At 72.0% G+C, this 17,328-nt stretch carries 13 protein-coding genes; all 13 read right to left on the bottom strand.

The genetic code is table 11. The features are described from left to right. The coding region (locus AAH991_RS14230; protein WP_346226260.1) for a DUF742 domain-containing protein at window positions 1–256 on the bottom strand (256 nt) is incomplete at its 3' end. Window positions 257–375: 119 nt separating this feature from the next. Then, window positions 376–798: a roadblock/LC7 domain-containing protein gene (locus tag AAH991_RS14225; protein WP_076434898.1), complete on the bottom strand. Its 423-nt coding sequence runs from the start codon at window positions 796–798 to the stop codon at window positions 376–378. Beyond that, window positions 798–4,040 (bottom strand): sensor histidine kinase, encoded by a 3,243-nt coding sequence (locus AAH991_RS14220; RefSeq protein ID WP_346226259.1) that lies wholly within the window; start codon window positions 4,038–4,040, stop codon window positions 798–800. The genes AAH991_RS14225 and AAH991_RS14220 overlap by 1 nt, the downstream gene beginning before the upstream one ends. A 367-nt stretch (window positions 4,041–4,407) precedes the next feature. Then, window positions 4,408–4,944: a GTP-binding protein gene (locus AAH991_RS14215; RefSeq protein WP_346226258.1), complete on the bottom strand. Its 537-nt coding sequence runs from the start codon at window positions 4,942–4,944 to the stop codon at window positions 4,408–4,410. A gap of 28 nt (window positions 4,945–4,972) precedes the next feature. Further along, window positions 4,973–5,332, bottom strand: coding sequence for a DUF742 domain-containing protein (locus AAH991_RS14210; RefSeq protein ID WP_030510865.1), 360 nt, complete (start codon window positions 5,330–5,332; stop codon window positions 4,973–4,975). 15 nt (window positions 5,333–5,347) lie between these two features. Further along, window positions 5,348–5,767, bottom strand: coding sequence for a roadblock/LC7 domain-containing protein (locus AAH991_RS14205; RefSeq protein ID WP_370022518.1), 420 nt, complete (start codon window positions 5,765–5,767; stop codon window positions 5,348–5,350). Further along, on the bottom strand, window positions 5,764–9,066 hold the full coding sequence (locus AAH991_RS14200; RefSeq protein ID WP_346226257.1) for a sensor histidine kinase: 3,303 nt from the start codon (window positions 9,064–9,066) through the stop codon (window positions 5,764–5,766). Before AAH991_RS14200 ends, AAH991_RS14205 begins: the two co-directional genes overlap by 4 nt. A 230-nt stretch (window positions 9,067–9,296) precedes the next feature. Next, window positions 9,297–11,630, bottom strand: a complete 2,334-nt coding sequence (locus AAH991_RS14195; RefSeq protein WP_346226256.1) for a [protein-PII] uridylyltransferase — start codon at window positions 11,628–11,630, stop codon at window positions 9,297–9,299. Between the two features lie 4 nt (window positions 11,631–11,634). Continuing rightward, entirely contained in the window at window positions 11,635–11,973 is a 339-nt protein-coding gene (locus tag AAH991_RS14190) for a P-II family nitrogen regulator (RefSeq protein WP_030510869.1), read from the bottom strand. Beyond that, a complete protein-coding gene (locus AAH991_RS14185; RefSeq protein WP_346226255.1) occupies window positions 11,970–13,286 on the bottom strand; it encodes an ammonium transporter in 1,317 nt (438 codons plus the stop codon). Before AAH991_RS14185 ends, AAH991_RS14190 begins: the two co-directional genes overlap by 4 nt. Window positions 13,287–13,558: 272 nt before the next feature. Continuing rightward, window positions 13,559–14,491: a sigma-70 family RNA polymerase sigma factor gene (locus AAH991_RS14180; RefSeq protein ID WP_142560260.1), complete on the bottom strand. Its 933-nt coding sequence runs from the start codon at window positions 14,489–14,491 to the stop codon at window positions 13,559–13,561. Between the two features lie 224 nt (window positions 14,492–14,715). Then, the gene (gene hutI / locus AAH991_RS14175; RefSeq protein WP_346226254.1) at window positions 14,716–15,864 is read right to left on the bottom strand and encodes an imidazolonepropionase; all 1,149 of its coding nucleotides are present in this window, start codon (window positions 15,862–15,864) and stop codon (window positions 14,716–14,718) included. A 53-nt stretch (window positions 15,865–15,917) separates the two neighbouring features. Further along, window positions 15,918–17,261: a formimidoylglutamate deiminase gene (locus AAH991_RS14170; RefSeq protein ID WP_346226253.1), complete on the bottom strand. Its 1,344-nt coding sequence runs from the start codon at window positions 17,259–17,261 to the stop codon at window positions 15,918–15,920. Between the last annotated feature and the right edge of the window lie 67 nt (window positions 17,262–17,328).

Genomic DNA, 17,328 nt, shown 5'->3' with positions numbered 1-17,328 from the left:
ACGTGCTGATCGCCTGGCGTTCGGGGGTGAGCGTGGAAAGGTCCTGATGCATCACCGTGGCGGAGGACACGAGTGCCTCCATGGCGAGCTGGAGCCGCGGTGCCGTACGTCCACCGGTGACGGCGTACGGCCGCACCAGCGAGCTCTGCTCCATCGGCGCCGGTGCCGGCGTCGGGACGGAGTTCGTGCCGCCGTACTGCCGGTGGGCGTCGCCCACCGGCGGATAGGCCTCGTTGTTCCAGCCGCCGCCTGCCACAGCGTCCTCCTGACCTTCTCGCTCTCGCTCCGGAACCCGGCGGCCGCCCCGGCCGCTCCGCTCTCAGGGCGTCTTCCCCGATCTGTCCTCCACCACGTGCCTCACTTCGCGGAGTCGCCTCACCGCGGGTGGGACGCCTGGAGTTCGGCGCGAACCGCGGGAGTCAGCACCTGACCCGCCCGCTCCACCAGCAACGTCATCTGATAGGCCACCAGACCCAGATCCGAATCCGCCGCCGCCAGCACCGCCAGACAGGACCCGTCACTGATCGACATGATCAGCAACAACCCCCGCTGCATCTCCACCACCGTCTGCGTCACCGGGCCGCCCTCGAACACCCGCGAGGCACCCTGCGTCAGACTGATCAACCCGGCCGCCACCGCCGCCAGCTGATCCGCCCGGTCCTTCGGAAACCCGTCCGAGAACGCCAGAGGCAACCCGTCCGCCGACACCACCACGGTGTGCGCCACACCCGGCACGTTGTTCACGAAGTCCGTGATCAACCAGTTGATGCCGCGTGCGGCCTGGCTCATTTCCCTCATCAGTCCTCCTTCTCAGTGTCCTGGGCATCGGGCGTGCCCAGGGCCGCCGCCCCGGGATATCCCTGGTCCTCCTCGGCCTCCCCGCGGGCGACGGCCCGGCCCTGCCGTACGCCCTGCTGGAAGCTGGAGAGCCTGCTGCGCACCCGCTCGGGCGAGAGCACGGGCGGGGGCGACGGCGGGGAGGCCGCCGCTGCCGCGGCGGGCTCCGCGGAGGGGGCGGCGGGAGCATTGGCCGAGCCGGGGACCAGGTTCGCCTTGGGCACCCGCTTGGGCAGGCCCGACGAGGTGACCCCGCCCAGGGCCGGCTCGCTGGCCGCCTTGGCCGCCTGCCAGCCGGCGTCCGCCGGGGAGGACCAGGCCCGGGTGTCCGTGCCGGTCTCGCCCTCGTCGTCGTTCTTGTCCGCCGGGACGTCGGCCTTCTTGAACCAGTCCGACTCGACCGCGGCGAAGATCGGGAGGAACTCCTCCTCCGACTCCAGCGGCGAGGTCCGCACCACCGGCAGCGGGCCGGTGTTGTCGTCGCCCTCGAAGGCGCCGCGGCCGGTCCGTCCGGCCCAGCCGGGACCGGTCTCCTGCGGGGTGCCGGGCCAGGATGCGCCTCCCGGCGGGGGCAGGTGGCCGGGCCACGGCGTGTCCACCGGGGCCTCCCCGACGTGACCCCGGTTGAAGGGGTTGGTGTCGAAGGGGCCGGCGTCGAACGCGCCCGAGTCGAAGTTCGTGGTCTCGAACGGGTCTCGCTCGGAGGGTGTCTTCTCGAACGGCGTCTTGTCGAAGGCCGCCCGGTCGAACGGTCCGGACTCGAACGGGCTGCGGCCGAACGGCTCGGACTGCCCGCCCTGACCGAAGCCGCCGGTGTCGAAGGGGTTGCGGGCGAACGGATCGGTCTCGCCCGGGCGCCCCGAACCACCGGTCTCGAAGGGGTTGCGCGCGAACGGGTCGCTGTCGGCGCTCCGGTTCGGCGGCGGCTCGAAGGGGTTGCGGGCGAACGGGTCGGGATCGAAGCCGACCGTCTCCCGCGGGAAGGACTCGAAGGGCCCACGCTCGAAGGGGTCGGCGCCGGGAGTGCCGACGCCGGGCGCGTCCGCGCCGAACACGGGAGTGCGTGACGGGTTCTCGAACGGCGTCGGGCTGGCGAGGGCCGGCGCACCGCCGAACACGGAGGCGCCGAACTGCGGCCCGGTCCCGACGGCCGGCATCGGGCTGGTCAGCTCGGGCTGCGGCATGCCGGGCACGCCGGGGAACGCCGGGCCGGCGTGGGCCAGCAGCGCCTCGGGCAGCAGCACCATGGCCGTCAGGCCACCGGTGTCCTGCTGGCGCAGCTGCACCCGGATGCCGTGGCGCAGCGCCAGGCGGCCGACCACGAACAGGCCCATGCGGCGGGACACCGACACGTCCACGACCGGCGGGTTGGCGAGCCGGTAGTTGGTCTGGGCCAGTTCCTCGGGCGTCATGCCGATGCCCTGGTCGCTGACGGAGATGATCAGCCCGCCGCCGTCGATGCGGTTGCTCGACACCGTGACCTTGGTGTCGCGCGGCGAGAAGGAGATGGCGTTCTCCACCAGCTCGGCCACGAGGTGGACGACGTCGTTGACCGACTGGCCGACGACCGACGCTCCGGACTGCACCTGGAGGTCGACGCGCTCGTAGTTCTCGACCTCCGACAGCGAGGCGCGCACGACGTCGACGATGGGCACCGGCTGACCCCAGCGGCGCGCGGCCTCCTGGCCGGCGAGGACCAGGAGGTTCTCATTGCGGCGCATGCGGGTCGCCAGGTGGTCGAGCTTGAACAGGTTCCCGAGCCGCTGCTCGTCCTGCTCGCCCTGCTCCAGGCCGTCGATCAGGGACAGCTGGCGTTCCACCAGCGTCTGCGTACGCCGCGAGAGGTTCACGAACATCGCGTTGACGTTGCTGCGCAGCCGGGCCTCGTCGCCCGCCAGCCGGATCGCCTCGCGGTGGACCTCGTCGAAGGCCCGCGCGACCTCGCCGATCTCGTCGCGGCCGATCACCTGGATCGGGGCGATGGGCGGGACCTCGGCGGCGTCGCCGGCCTCCCGCAGCTTCTGGACCGTGTCGGGGAGGCGGCTGCCGGCGATCTCCAGCGCCTCGCTGCGCAGCCGCCGCAGCGGACGTACGAGGGAGCGGGCGACGCCCGTGGTGACGAGCAGTACCGCGATCAGCAGGAGGGCGACGGCGACGGCCACGATGATGGCGCGCTGCTGCTCGTCGTCCTTGAGCGACTGGCTCCGCGCCACGATCGCGGAGGTCAGCTTTGCCTCGACGGTGCGCATCCGGTTGATGGGTTGCGACATCGCGTCGTACCAGAGGCGGGTGTCGTCCCGTACCGACAGGTCGAGGCCCTTGAGCGAGAAGCCCGCGTTGGCGCGGTCGAGCACCAGCGTGCGGATGAACTCCGCCTGGTCGACCTTGCCGCCGGTGACCGTGTTGTCGTAGTCGGTCCGCTCCTCGGGGGTGGCGCTCTTCCGGAAGGCGCGCAGCTCGGTCTCCTGCGCGGACACGGCGCCGAGGAAGTTCTGCAGCTGGGCCTGCTCGAAGCGGTCGACCGGCAGCACCGTGGTCAGCAGGCCGCGCTGCACGGAGGCGCTCTCCTTCGCGCGGGCGAGCGCGGCCAGCGTGACGGCCGACGCGGCGAGCCTGTCGTCCTGCGTGCTCTTGGCCAGGTCGTCCTGCAGGGCCAGCAGGGTGTCGATGACGAGGGTGTACTGGTCCAGGACCGCTCTGGGGAGCAGGTTCCCTTCCAGTGCCTGACTGCGCAGGGACTCCACACCGTCGAGTCTGCCGAGGATGTGCTCGATCTCGATGGCGCCGCGGCTGCCCACCTTCGACCTGACCTCGTTCGCCAGGTCGCGCACCGCGGTGGCCGCCTTGTTCGTGAGGATGATCTGCGCCTTGACGGCGGCGCTCGCCTTCGCCGGGCGGCCGATCGTCGCGTTCCAGGCGGCCCTGTCGCGCTCCGACTGGAGTTCGTGGGTGAGGCCCGCGACCTTGTCGACGAGCCGCGCCAGGTCACTGGTCTGCTGGTATTCGGACGCCGTGTTCACCGAGGTGATGACCCGAAGGCCGCCGAGCAGCAGCGCCGCCAGGGTGGGAATGAGAATCAGGGCCACAAGCCTGGAGCGCACGCGCCAGTTGCGCAGCAGGAAACGGCTTCCCTCGTCGGGCTCCTGCTCAGCCGGAACCCCGGTCCCGGGGCTCTCGTCGGTCCGGGGGTCTTGTGTCGTCACAGGCTTTGCAACCTCTCGCCGTATGTGCGCACAGGGGGGAGTGTCTCAGCACGGATGGGGCTGGCGTGACGTGCGAGACGTCCTGCAGGCGAGGGTAATTGCAGCACACCGACACCAGGGAGGCCAACCGAACACCCGTGCACAAATAGCCTAGACAGGCATGGAGATGATGTTATTTGGTTAAATATCGGGTCGGCATCAATACCGAATTCTGCCCTGCCGGCTAGGGAAGTGTCTGGCGAACGCGGCCCGCGGCTCCGGCCGCATGGTCGCACCGTACGCCGCGAGGGCGGCACCCTCCGGGGTGCCGCCCTCGCCGGACCCCTCTCCGGGGCGAGGTCTGTCGGGGACATGTGTACGTACGGGCTCAGTACTGCCTGCCGTACGCGGCCCGGACGGTCAGCACGTACTCGACCAGGCTGATGAGCGTGGATTTGACGGCATCCCGCGAGCGGGCGTCCGTACGGACGATCGGGACGTGCGGAGGCAGGGACAGCGCCTCGCGGACCTCCTCCTCCGAGTGGAGGAACTGCCCCTCCCAGCCGTTCATCGCGACCAGGAAGGGAAGCTGGGCCTCCTCGAAGTAGTCGATCGCCGGGAAGCAGTCGGCGAGCCTGCGGCTGTCGACGAGCACGACCGCCCCGATGGCGCCGCGGACGAGGTCGTCCCACATGAACCAGAACCGGTGCTGACCCGGCGTGCCGAACAGGTAGAGGATGAGGTCCTGGTCGAGCGAGAGCCGGCCGAAGTCCATGGCGACCGTCGTGGTCGTCTTGTTCGGCGTGAGCCCCAGGTCGTCGATGCCCGCGCTGGCGTCGGTCATCACGGCCTCGGTCGTCAGCGGCAGGATCTCGGAGACGGCACCGACGAAGGTCGTCTTCCCGACGCCGAACCCACCCGCCACGACGATCTTCGTCGAGGTAAGACCACGGCTAGAGCCTGCGTAGTCCACTGAGCACCCTTTCGAGCAGGTTGAGGTCTGGCTGTCCCTGGTTCAGCTGCGGCATGTGCAGGCGGACCAGACCCTCGTCGGCCATGTCGGCGATGAGCACACGTGCCACGCCGAGCGGGACCCGGAGCAACGCCGAGATCTCCGCGACCGATCGTACGGAACGACATAGCATCATGATCGACTCCTGCTCAGGGCTGAGCAGGGAATAGTCATTGCTCTTCAAGGTCACCGATGATACGAGGGTTTCCATCGCCATGTGGTAACGCGGCTCGGATCGGCCACCGGTGACGGCGTACGGACGGAACAGAGGCTCGTCCTCTGTCCCGTCGCGATCACGCATGGCCCGCTCCCATGATCATCGCCGTGACGTCTGCAGCTCGGCGCGCAGCGCCGGAGTGAGCACCTGCCCCGCCCGCTCGACGAGCAGGGTCATCTGGTAGGCCACCAGGCCCATGTCGCAGTCCGGCGCGGCGAGGACGGCCAGGCAGGAGCCGTCGCTGATCGCCATCACGAGCAGCAGTCCCCGCTGCATCTCGACGACGGTCTGCGTCACCGAGCCCCCCTCGAACACCCGCGAGGCGCCGACGGTGAGGCTGAGCAGGCCGGCGGCGACCGCCGCGAGCTGGTCGGCGCGGTCAGGCGGAAAGCCGTCCGATTGGGCCAGCCGCAAGCCGTCCGACGACACCACCACCGCGTGCGCCACGCCGGGCGTGGTGCCGACGAACTCGGTGATCAGCCAGTCGAACCTGCGTGCTTCCACGCTCAGCTCAGTCACGAGCCCTCCTCCTCTTTACCCGACCCTTCGGCGAAACCTCCGGCCGCTTGGGCCCGGCCTCGCCTAACACCCTGCTGGAAGCTGGACAGTCGGTTGCGCACCGCCTCGGCCGAGACCGGGGGACGCGGGGCGGCGGCGGCAGGGCCCTCCGCGCCCACCGAACCGGGCACCAGGTTGGCCTTCGGCGTGCGCTTCGGCAAGCCCGCCGCGGTCACGCCGCCCAGCAGGGGATCCCGGGCGCTCGCCGCGGCCTGGAAGCCGCTGTCGGCCCGCGACCGCCACCCGCCCGGGCGTTCGTCCTGTGGATCGGCGGGTCCTGGCGCCGGGGCGGAACCCGGCACCCTGGCGATCTCCCCGGTGCTCTCCCCGGCCTTCTCCTCGTCCTCACCGGCACCGGACCGCGCCGCGGGCGCGGCCTGCGGGCCGGTGTCCGAGGGACGCCGGAACCACGCGGACTCGACCGAGGCGAAGATCGGCAGGAACTCGTCTCCCCGCTCCAGCGGCGAATCCTCCACCGAGGGCAGCGGCCCGGTCGACGACGCTTCGTTCTCTGCCGCGAAGGCTCCGGGGCCGCCGGGAGACACCGGCGTGCCTGCCGCCCCGGCCGTTCCGGTGCCGGACGGCGGAAACGCCGTGGGTCCCGTGCTCGACGGAGAGAACGCCGTGGGCCCGGTGCTCGACGGAGAGAACGCCGTGGGCCCGGTGCTCGACGGAGAGAACGCGGTCGGCCCGGTGCTCGACGGAGAGAACGCGGTCGGCCCGGTGCTCGACGGAGAGAACGCCGTCGGCCCGGTGCTCGACGGAGAGAACGCCGTCGGCCCGGTGCTCGACGGAGAGAACGCCGTCGGCCCGGTGGGCGCGCCCCGCTGCGGGAGGCCCGCCGGTCCCGTGGGCAGGGACGGCCACGAATGCTCGGCACGGTCCTCGCCGCTCCCGCTCGCGGCCCCGGCCAGCGGCGACGCCGATGGTCCGGCGGACGCCGGAGGCCACGACGAGTCGGACCGCTCCCCGAACGCGGGGCTCGGGGTGTCGCCGTCCGCCGCCCTCCCGGGCGCGCCCGGCGCCGGATGCGGCCCCGAGTGCTCGGTGAACGCCCCTCCCGCGAACGGGTTCTCCGCGGGCCCGGCGGGCGCCTCACCCGTCGGCGCGCCGAACGCGGTGAACCCACCCGAGCCGTTGCCGCCGGTTCCGGCGCCGCTGAATCCGTTTCCGCCGGGCCCGTTCCCGCTGGTCGCCGGAGGCCTGCGGGATCCGACGCCGCCACCCGCCGCACCGTTGCCGGAGCTCCAGGGTTCGAACGATCCACCCCCCGGCGCGGAGCCGAGCGGGTCCGGCTCGGCGCCGAACGCCTGCCGGGCCGGCAGCCCGGCCGCCGTCTGCCCGGCCGGAACGGAGGGGCGCGGCATGGTGGGCTGGTCGGCGTTGCTGATGAGCTGGGTGGGGAACAGCACCATGGCGATGACGCCCGCGCCTTCGCCCCGGCGCAGCTGCACCCGGATGCCGTGCCGCAACGCGAGGCGGCCGACCACGAACAGGCCCATCCGGCGGGACACCGACACGTCGATCGTGGGCGGCTCGGCGAGACGACGGTTGATCTCCGCGAGCTCCTCCGGCGACATGCCGATGCCGGCGTCGGTGACGCCGAGCATCACGGCGCCGCCCTCGACGGGGCTGCTGGAGACGACGACCTTGGTGTTGCGCGGAGAGAAGGCGATGGCGTTCTCCACCAGCTCGGCCAGCAGGTGGACGACGTCGTTGGCGGCGTGCCCCGCGATCGCGATCGTACGGGGGATCCGGACGACGACCCTCTCGTAGTCCTCGACCTCCGACAGCGACGCGCGGACCACGTCGACCAGCCGGGCGGGCTGGCTGCGCTTGCGGGGCGGCTCGTGACCGGCGAGGACCAGGAGGTTCTCACTGTTGCGGCGCATGCGGGTCGCCAGGTGGTCCAGCTTGAACAGGTCGGCCAGGCGCCGGCCGTCCTCCTCGCCCCGCTCCAGGCCGTCGATCAGCGAGATCTGCCGCTCCACCAGGGTCTGCGTACGCCGCGACAGGTTCACGAACATCGCGTTGACGTTGGCGCGCAGGCGGGACTCCTCGGCGGCCAGGCGCACGGCCTGCGTGTGGACCTCGTCGAAGGCCTGCGCCACCTCGCCGATCTCGTCGCTGCTGTCGACCGCGATCGGCTGCACGTGGGACTCGCGCCCGGGGTCCTCGGACTCGCGCATCCGCCGGACGATCTCCGGCAGCCGCCGCCCGGCGATGTCGAGCGCCTCCGCCCGCAGGCGGCGCAGCGGCGAGACCATGGACCGCGCGATGAGCACGGTCGTGGCGAGCACGAGCACGAGGAGCGCGAGGATCAGGCCGCCGGCGATGAGGGCGTTGCGCTGCTCGGCCGACTGCAGGTCGCGGGCGCGGTCCTGCACCAGCCCCGACACGCGTCCCTCGACGGCCGCCATCTGCTCGATCGCCTTGGTGCTGTCCTGGAACCACTGCTGGGCCGTCCTGTCCCTGCCCCGGTATCGGCTGAGGGACTGGTTCTGCAGGCCGAGCGTGAGCGCCCACGACTTGGTCAGCTCGCTGTTGACCACGTTCGGGTCGGCGAAGAGGGTGACCAGGCGGCTCGCCTCGGCCGGCGGGGCCTCCGTGTAGAACGTCGCCAGGTAGCTCTGCTGACGTGACTGCGAGGCCAGGAAGTCCTGCAGCTCGAACGTGGTGAAGGTCTGGGTGCGCTCCATCAGCTCACGGGTGAGGATGGCCCGTTGCAGGGCCGCCTCCTCCTTGGCGTGGGCGAGAGCGTTGAGCGCGCGGATGTTGCCGACGATCGAGGCGTTGTCGTCGTTGTTGCCCAGCTCGTCCTGGAGACGCAGGATGTTGGCGATCAGGGCGCTGTAGTCCTCGGGCGCGCCGTTGTCGCGGATCCCCGCGAGGCTCGAGATGCGGCTCGAAAGCTGCTGCGCCTGCTCCACCGCACGGGTGCCGTAGTCCGCGTTGAGGTTCTTGAGGTCCGCCTTGACCTGCTGGATCAGCGGGTCGACCGCCGCGCGCTGCTGGGCGCGGGTCAGTTCGGTCTCCCCGTCGATGTTGAACTTGCGCCTGCTGGTGCCACCCCAGACGAACAGGTCCCGTTCGAGGGCGAGCTGCTCGGCGAGGTCCCGCAGGTGCACCGAGTACTCCGCCGCCGACCTGGTCCGCTGGTAGGCCGTCAGGCTGTCGATCGAGCCGACGACGCGGACGCCGGCGAGCAGCACGGCGACGAGCGTCGGGGCGACGATCAGCGCGGTCAGGCGTGTGGGCACTCGCCAGTTGCGCGGCGAGAGACGACTCCGCCGCCTGCGGTTATCGGTATTCGACTGCTCCATGCTCACCGGCCCCGCCATCGTTCGGCATGCCTTCACGCGTCTGGACAGCATGAAGTGACACAGCTATATAAGCGGGGACAATTCGACCACAAGGTCACGATGGTGAACGGCCCTACCCCTACCGCAACACCCCAATTGTTACCAAGAGGTGAGGATCGTGACCCAGCTCACCTGAGGGCGGCGAGCACGTGCTCCCGCACCTGCATACGCTGCTGCTCATCGAGGATGGGACGGCCTGTTCGATCCGCCACATAGAAGACATCCACCGCTTCTGCGCCCAGAGTCTCCACACGCGCGGCTCGTACGTCAAGCCCGCACTCGCCGAACGCGCGGCCGATCCGCCACAGCAGGCCGGGCCGGTCGTGCGCCCGCACCTCCACCACGCTCGCGGTGTTGGACGCGTCGTCGAGCAGGGTGACGCGGGGCGGCGCCACCGGCACCCGGGAGGGACGCATCGACCTCGCCCGCCGGGCCAGGCGCTGCTCGATGTCGAGCCGTCCGGCCAGGACGAGGCGCAGGTCGGCCTCCAGCGTCGCGGGGTCCGGCGGCGTGCCGTACTCGGGCGCCACGACGAACTCGATGACCGCCGTCGACCCCGCGGACGCGGCGGAGGCGGAGCGGACCGCCATACGGTGCGCCGCGAGCACTCCGGCCGCCCGCCACAGCAGGCCCGGCCGGTCGGGCGCGACCACGGTGACCGCGCTGCCGTTGACCCGCACCGCGCCGCCGCCGTGCCGGGCGAGCGCCGCCTGCTCGGGGGAAAGCGCCGGCGCGGGCGCGGGCGGCGTGCCGGACAGCACGGACCGCACCCGCCGGACCAGGTCGGAGACCAGGGACGCCTTCCAGGAGTTCCACGCGGCCGGGCCGGTGGCGTTGCCGTCGGCCACCGCCAGCGCGGACAGCAGTTCGAGCACCTGCCTCGACCCGACGGCCTCCGCGACCCGGGAGATCGTCACCGGGTCGTCCAGGTCCCGCCGGGTGGCGGTCTCCGGCAGCAGCAGGTGGTGCCGCACCACGGTCGCGAGGACGTCCACGTCCGCCTGGGGCAGGCCCATCCTGGTGCCGATGTCCCTGGCGACGATCTCGCCCGTGGTGGAGTGGTCGCCCGGCCAGCCCTTGCCGATGTCGTGCAGGAGCGCCGAGATGAGCAGCAGATCGGGCCGCGACACCTCACGGGTGAAGGCGGCCGCGCCGGCCGCGGTCTCGATGAGGTGCCGGTCGACGGTGTAGCGGTGGACCGGGTTGCGCTGGGGGCGGTGACGTACGCGCTCCCAGTCGGGGATGAGCTTCACGAGCACCCCCGCCTGGTCGAGCTCCTCCCAGACCGGTACGGCGGCGCGCCCCGCGCCGAGCAGCGCGACCAGCGCGCCGCGGGCCTCCGGGGGCCACGGCACGGGCAGCGGCGGAGACTGCGCGGCCAGCGTGGAGACCGTCGCGGGCGCGAGCGGCAGCCCGGCCTCCGCGGCGGCCGCGGCCGCGCGGAGAACGAGCGTGGGGTCGGTGCGCGGGTTGGCCCCGCGGGCCAGCACGACCTCACCGCCGTGCTCCACGACGCCGTCGGCGAGGGGCCTGCGCCCCCGGGGCGCGGGACCGGTGAGCAGCCGGTCGACCGTGCGCCAGGTGGCGTCGAACGCGTGGGAGACGGTCCGGCCCGCCTCGGCCAGACGCCGCATCAGCGCCTCGGCGTCCAGCAGGCCCAGCGTGCCGGCGACCGCGTCCTGCTCCTGGAGCACCAGGCGGTCGGTGCCGCGCGCGGTGACGAGGTGCAGCCCGTGCCGGATGTCCAGCAGCAGTTCGTACGCCTCGCGCACCCGGGGGCCGGGGGCCGAGGCGACCCAGGCGGCGGCCACGGCCTGCATCGCCTGCACGTCGCGCAGTCCGCCCCTGGCGTCCTTGAGGTCGGGTTCGAGCAGGAACGCGAGCTCGCCGCCCGATTCGGCGCGCTTGTCGGCCGAGGCGCGCAGCTCGGCCAGCCTGCGCCGGGAGTCCGCGCGCCACTCGGCGAGCACGGCCTCCCGCGCGGCCCTGGTCAGCTCGGGGTCCCCCACCACGTGACGGGCCTGGATCAGGCCGAGCACGGCCTTGAGGTCCTCCCTGGCGACCTTCACCGCCTCGTCCACGGTGCGGACCGAGTGGTCGAGGCCGACTCCGGAGTCCCAGATGGGGTACCAGATGCGGTCGGCGATCCTCGCCACGTCGTCGCGGCCGTCGTGGAGCAGGACCAGGTCGAGGTCGCTGCCCGGGGCGAGCTCGCCCCGGCCCAGGCTGCCGACCGCGACCAGGGCGATCCCGCTGATCCCGTTGGGCCCGGCGGCGGAGCCGGCCCCGAGGGGAGCGGCGGGGCCGCGCTCCTCGGGGAGGCCGCCCTTCCCTCCCGATCCCCCCTCCCGCGCGTACGGCCGCATGGCCGCCGTGCGGAACAGATCGGTGAGCCATCTGTCGATGTCCGCGGCCCGGTCCTTGCGGACCGCGGCGAACGAGCGCGCCTCCCCTCTCATCATCCGGTTACAGCGCCTCCGGCCCGCGCTCCCCGGTGCGGACCCGTACCACCGTGTCCACGGGGACCGACCAGACCTTGCCGTCACCGATCTTGCCGGTCTGGGCCGCCTTGACGATGACGTCGATGACGTCCTCGGCGTCGTCCTCCTCGGCGAGCACCTCGACCCGGACCTTGGGCACCAGGTCGACCTGGTACTCGGCGCCGCGGTAGACCTCGGTGTGGCCGCGCTGACGGCCGTAGCCGCTGGCTTCCGAGACCGTCATGCCCTTGATGCCGAACTGCTCCAGGGCGGCCTTCACGTCGTCCAGTTTGAACGGCTTGATGACTGCGGTGATGAGTTTCATGCGTCGACCTTCTTCGCGGACGCGGGCACGGGCCCGTTGACGGACGCCACTCCCGAGGAGTGGACGGTGCCGAGGTCGTACCCGGTCTCGGCGTGGGTGGTGATGTCGATGCCGGTGACCTCGTCCTCCTGGTCGATCCGGAAGCCCATCGTCTTGTCGATGATCTTCCCGATCACGTACGCCATGATGAAGGAGTAGAGGCCGACCGCGACAGGGCCGAGGGCCTGCACGCCGAGCTGGGAGATCGGGCCGCCGTAGATGAGGCCCTCGTTCTGGCCGTCCGCGAAGGGGTAGCGGGCGATGATGCCGAGGGAGACCGCGCCGATCGCGCCGCCGACCAGGTGCACGCCGACCACGTCGAGCGAGTCGTCGAAGCCGAGGCGATACTTCAGGCCCACCGCGTACGCGCAGACCGCGCCGGCGACGACGCCGAGGACGAGCGCCGCCCACGGGTCGACGAAACCACAGGCGGGGGTGATGGCGACGAGGCCGGCGACGGCGCCGGAGGCGACGCCGAGGGTGGTGGAGTGGCCGTCGCGCAGCTTCTCCACGAGGATCCACGCGCCGGCCGCGGCGGCCGTGGCGACCTGGGTGTTCATGAAGGCGAGGCCGGCGGTGCCGTCGACCGCGAGCTCGGACCCGGCGTTGAAGCCGAACCAGCCGAACCACAGCAGGCCCACGCCGAGCAGGACCAGGGTCAGGTTGTGCGGCCGCATCGGGTCCTTGCGCCACCCGGTGCGCTTGCCCAGCACGAACGCGAGCGCGAGGCCGGCGGCGCCCGCGTTCACGTGGACGACCGTGCCTCCGGCGAAGTCCTCGATGCCGAGGTTCGCCAGCCAGCCGCCGCCCCAGACCCAGTGGGCGACGGGGAAGTAGACGAGCGTCGCCCAGGCGAGGCCGAAGACGACCCACGCGCCGAACTTCGCCCGGTCGGCGATGGCGCCGCTGATGAGGGCCACCGTGATGATCGCGAAGGTGAGCTGGAAGGCCGAGAACACCAGGCTCGGCATACCGGTGCCGTCGTCCTTGGTGGTCGTGTCGATGAGGCTCTGCAGGCCCAGGGCGTCCCCGCCGCCGATGAACTTGTTGATGAAGTTGTCCCCGTCGCCGAAGGCGTCAAAGGCCAGCGAGTGCCCGTACAGCACCCAGGCCATGGTGACGGTGATGATGCTGACGAACGACATCATCATCATGTTCAGGACGCTCTTCGCCCTGGTCATGCCCCCGTAGAAGAACGCGAGCCCGGGGGTCATCAGCAGCACCAGTGCGGTGGCCGTGATCATCCAGGCGGTGGTGCCGGTATCGATCTTCACCGACGCGGCCCTCCTTACAATTTGGCGTGTGGCCGGTTATCACTCCCTCAGTGGCTTCGCCCGGGGTCACCATTGGCCGGCCGGCGCACTGACGTTGGCGACAGCGTGTTCTTCCGCCGTTTCAGCCCACGACCATGCGTGTTTCACATGTGTGAAACTCGCCGCCGACGTGTTTCGGGCGGGTTTCGGACGTGCTCGGAACGACAAAACGCGCACCCCAAGGGGTGCGCGTCGTCACGGCCGGAGTCTCCGGCCCCCGCCGGGGCCGCGGATTACGCGGCGCTGGCCATCTTGCGCAGCCGCACCAGCGCGTCGCGCTCGATGCGCCGGGCGCGGTCGCGGCCGATCCCGTAGCGCTCCCCCACCTCGGTGAGGGTGTGCTCGCGGCCGTCCACCAGGCCGTACCGCCAGCGCAGCATCTCGCGCATCTGGCCCTCCAGGCCGGTCAGCCACTGCTCCAGGCGCTCCTTCTCCAGGGTCGCCATGGCCTGCTGCTCGGGATCCGCCCAGGTCTCGTCGGCGATCATGTCGCCGAGCTCGGTCTCGTCCTCGTCGCCCACGCCGAGCTGGAGGGAGACCGGGTCGGAGGCCCAGCGGCGCAGCTCCTGCACCCGCTCGATCGGCAGGTCGAGCACCTCGGCGAGGTCGGCGTCGGTCGGCTCGGCGTCGAACTCCGCCAGCATGTCCCTGCGCACCCGCATGAGCCGCGTCATCTGCTCACCCGCGTGGGTGGGCAGGCGCACCGGCCGCGCCTGCTCGTGGATCGAGCGGCCCACCGACTGCCGGATCCACCAGGTGGCGTAGGTCGAGAACTTGTACCCCCTGCGGTAGTCGAACTTCTCCACCGCCCGGACCAGCCCGAGGTTCCCCTCCTGCACCAGGTCGATGAGCGGCATCCCCCGGCCGGAGTACTTCCGCGCGACCGCCACCACCAGGCGCAGGTTGGCCTGGATGAACTCGTCCTTCGCCCGCCGCCCCGAAATGGCGATGCGCTCCAGTTCCTCGTCGGTCGCGTCCGCGATCTTCGGCTCGCGCCGTCCGCTGTCGAGCAACTGCTCGGCGAACAGCCCCGCCTCGATGCGCTTGGCCAGCTCGACCTCCTGCTCCGCGGTCAGCAATGGAACGCGGCCGATCTCGGCCAGATACGTCCCCAGCAGATCCCGGTCAGAGACGTGCTGTTCCTGCGTCCGATTCCCCGTCGCCATCCGATGGCACCTCGTTCCGCCGCCGCGATATGCAATATGTGAGCCGGCGAACCGGGCGTGTCCGCCCCGCTCGGCACGGCCCCCGGTTTCCTGCTCCTGCCCCGGTAAACGGCCGGTCCAAGGCAAAGATTCCCCAAACGAATACGACCCGGGAATGGTTTCGTTCTCCTCCCCAAGGAGGATGCGGGGCCGGGAGAAAAGGCGATTACCCAGGTCCGGCGGGCTCAAACGAGGCGGCGTCCCATCCGCCAGACCTGCGCCGTCAGCGGCACCCCCGGCCGGTACGCCAGGTGGACGTACGACGGGGCCTCCAGGATGACGAGGTCCGCGCGGGAGCCTGCGCACAGGGTGCCCACGTCGGTGCGCCGCAGCGCCCGCGCGCCGCCGCGGGTCGCCGCCCGCACGGCCTCCAGCGGCGTCATCCCCATCTCGCGTACGGCCAGGGCGACGCAGAACGGCATCGAGGTGGTGAAGGAGGAGCCCGGATTGCAGTCGGTCGCCAGCGCCACGGTGACGCCCGCGTCGAGCAGGCGCCGCGCGTCCGGGTACGGCGACCTGGTGGAGAACTCCGCGCCCGGCAGCAGGGTGGCGACCACCCCGCTGGAGGCGAGCGCGTCCACGTCGGCGTCCGTGAGATGCGTGCAGTGGTCGGCGGAGGCCGCCCCCATCTCGCAGGCCAGCCGCACCCCGGGGCCCTCGCCCAGCTGGTTGGCGTGCACCCTGATCCGCAGCCCGGCCTTGCGTCCCGCCTCGAGCACCTCCCTGCTGTGCTCCTCGCCGAACGCCCCGCGCTCGCAGAACACGTCGACCCACTTGGCGTACGGCGCGCACGCCTCCAGCATCGGGCCGGTCACGAGCCGGACGTAGTCGTCGGCGGTCGTCCCCGGCGGGACGACGTGCGCCCCGAGGAACGTCGTCTCCTCGGTGAACTGGCGGGCGATCTCCAGGCTGCGGCGCTCGTGCTCGACCGTGAGGCCGTATCCGCTCTTGATCTCGAACGTCGTCGTGCCCTGCATGGTCATCTCCGCGACCAGCAGAGCGGTCGTCTCCACGAGCGCCGGGACGGTGGCCTCCCTGGTCGCGGCGACGGTCGAGCGGATGCCGCCCGCCGTGTAGGGCCGGCCGGCCATCCGCGCGGCGAACTCCGCGGTGCGGTCGCCGGCGAAGACCAGGTGCGCGTGGCTGTCCACGAAGCCCGGGACGACGGCCCGTCCCGCCACGTCGACCCGCTCGTCGGCGGGCGGGGCGTCGGCGGAGCGGCCGATCCACCGGACCACGCCGTTCTCCGCGACCAGCGCGGCGTCCTCGATCTCCTCACGCTCGGGGTCCGCCGTGTACAGCAGCCCGATGTCCGTGAAAACGACTGATGTCATGCCGCTCGGCCCCACGTCTCCTCATCCTCGCCACCCCGCGAACGGCGCAAACCTCACCGGCGCAGCGGGGCGAGCGCCTCGCGCAGCAGCGCCCCGGCGTCGCCGAGCACGTGCCGCCCGTCCTCCACGATCCGCCGCCCGCCGGCGACCACGGAGTGCACGTCGGGGGCGGTGGCGGCGAACACCACCGACTCCACCGCCGAGGCCTTCGTCGCGCCGGCCGTACGGACCGAATCGAGCCGTACGGAGACGAGGTCGGCCCAGGCGCCGGGCACCAGGCACCCCGCGTCGGGGAAGCCCAGCGACGCCTGACCGGCGGCGGTCGCGGCGTGCAGGAGCTGCGCGGCGGGCCAGTGCCCGCGCTCGCCCGTGACCAGCCGCTCGTCCAGCTCCACCGCCCGCGCCTCCTCGAACAGGTCGATGACCGCCTGGCTGTCGGTGCCGAGCGTGACCGGCGCCCCGGCCTCCAGGAGCCGGCGGGCGGGGCCGACTCCGTCGGCGAGGTCGCGTTCCGTGGTGGGGCACATGCAGACATGGGTGGTGGATCCGCCGAGCAGCGCCACGTCCACGTCGGACAGATGGGTGGCGTGCACCGCGGTCGAGCGCGGCCCCAGCACGCCGTGGTCGTGCAGCACCTGGACGGGTGTGGCCGAGTAGACCTCGACGCACGCCTCGTTCTCGGCCCGCTGCTCCGACACGTGCGCGTGCAGCGGCCCGGTGTGCCGGTGGGCGAAGTCGACGACGACGTGCATCTGCTCGGGCGGCACCGCCCGCACGGAGTGGATGGCCGCGCCGATCTCGACGTCCTCCTCGCCCTCGTGGACCCGGGCGAGCTCGTCGGCCCTGGCCGCCCAGCGTTCCGCGTCCCCGTCGCCGAAGCGCAGCTGGGTGCCGGTGAGCGCCTCGCCGATGCCCCCGGTCAGATAACAGGTGTCGAGCAGGGTGATGCGCAGCCCGGCTCGCCTGGCCGCCTCGACCAGCGCGTGGCCCATCGCGTTCGGGTCCGCGTACGGCCGGCCCCCGGGGCCGTGGTGCAGGTAGTGGAATTCGGCCACGGTGGTGATCCCCGCGAGCGCCATCTCGGCGTACGTCGCGGTGGCCAGGGCGAGGTAGCGGTCCGGGTCGAGCGCCTCGGCGGCCGCGTACATCCGCTCGCGCCAGGTCCAGAAGCTGCCGCGACCGGCCTGGGTGTGACCGCGCAGCGCGCGGTGGAAGGCGTGCGAATGACAGTTGGCCAGGCCGGGCAGGGTCAGCCCGGCCAGCCGTACGGCTCCGGGGGGAGGCGGCGCCTCGGGCCTGATCTCCGCGATGCGGCGGCCCTCGACGCCGACGACGACGCTCTCGACGACCTCGCCCGGCGACAGCCACGCCATCTCGCACCAGTAAGTCACGTGCACCGGTCCTCCAGGTGGGCGGCGTGGCGGTGCTGCCACTGCTGTCGAACGTGCGTCCCCGCGCCTCGCG

Source organism: Microbispora sp. ZYX-F-249, assembly GCF_039649665.1.
Classification (GTDB): Bacteria; Actinomycetota; Actinomycetes; order Streptosporangiales; family Streptosporangiaceae; genus Microbispora; species Microbispora maris.
Note: the sequence above shows the minus strand (reverse complement) of the source record. Positions and strands in the feature narration are given on the sequence as shown.

Coding starts and splice junctions, on each gene's coding strand:
- hutI (WP_346226254.1), bottom strand. CDS start 15,864: ATGACATCAGTCGTTTTCACGGACATCGGGCTGCTGTACACGGCGGAC.
- AAH991_RS14225 (WP_076434898.1), bottom strand. CDS start 798: ATGAGGGAAATGAGCCAGGCCGCACGCGGCATCAACTGGTTGATCACG.
- AAH991_RS14180 (WP_142560260.1), bottom strand. CDS start 14,491: ATGGCGACGGGGAATCGGACGCAGGAACAGCACGTCTCTGACCGGGAT.
- AAH991_RS14210 (WP_030510865.1), bottom strand. CDS start 5,332: ATGCGTGATCGCGACGGGACAGAGGACGAGCCTCTGTTCCGTCCGTAC.
- AAH991_RS14190 (WP_030510869.1), bottom strand. CDS start 11,973: ATGAAACTCATCACCGCAGTCATCAAGCCGTTCAAACTGGACGACGTG.
- AAH991_RS14195 (WP_346226256.1), bottom strand. CDS start 11,630: ATGATGAGAGGGGAGGCGCGCTCGTTCGCCGCGGTCCGCAAGGACCGG.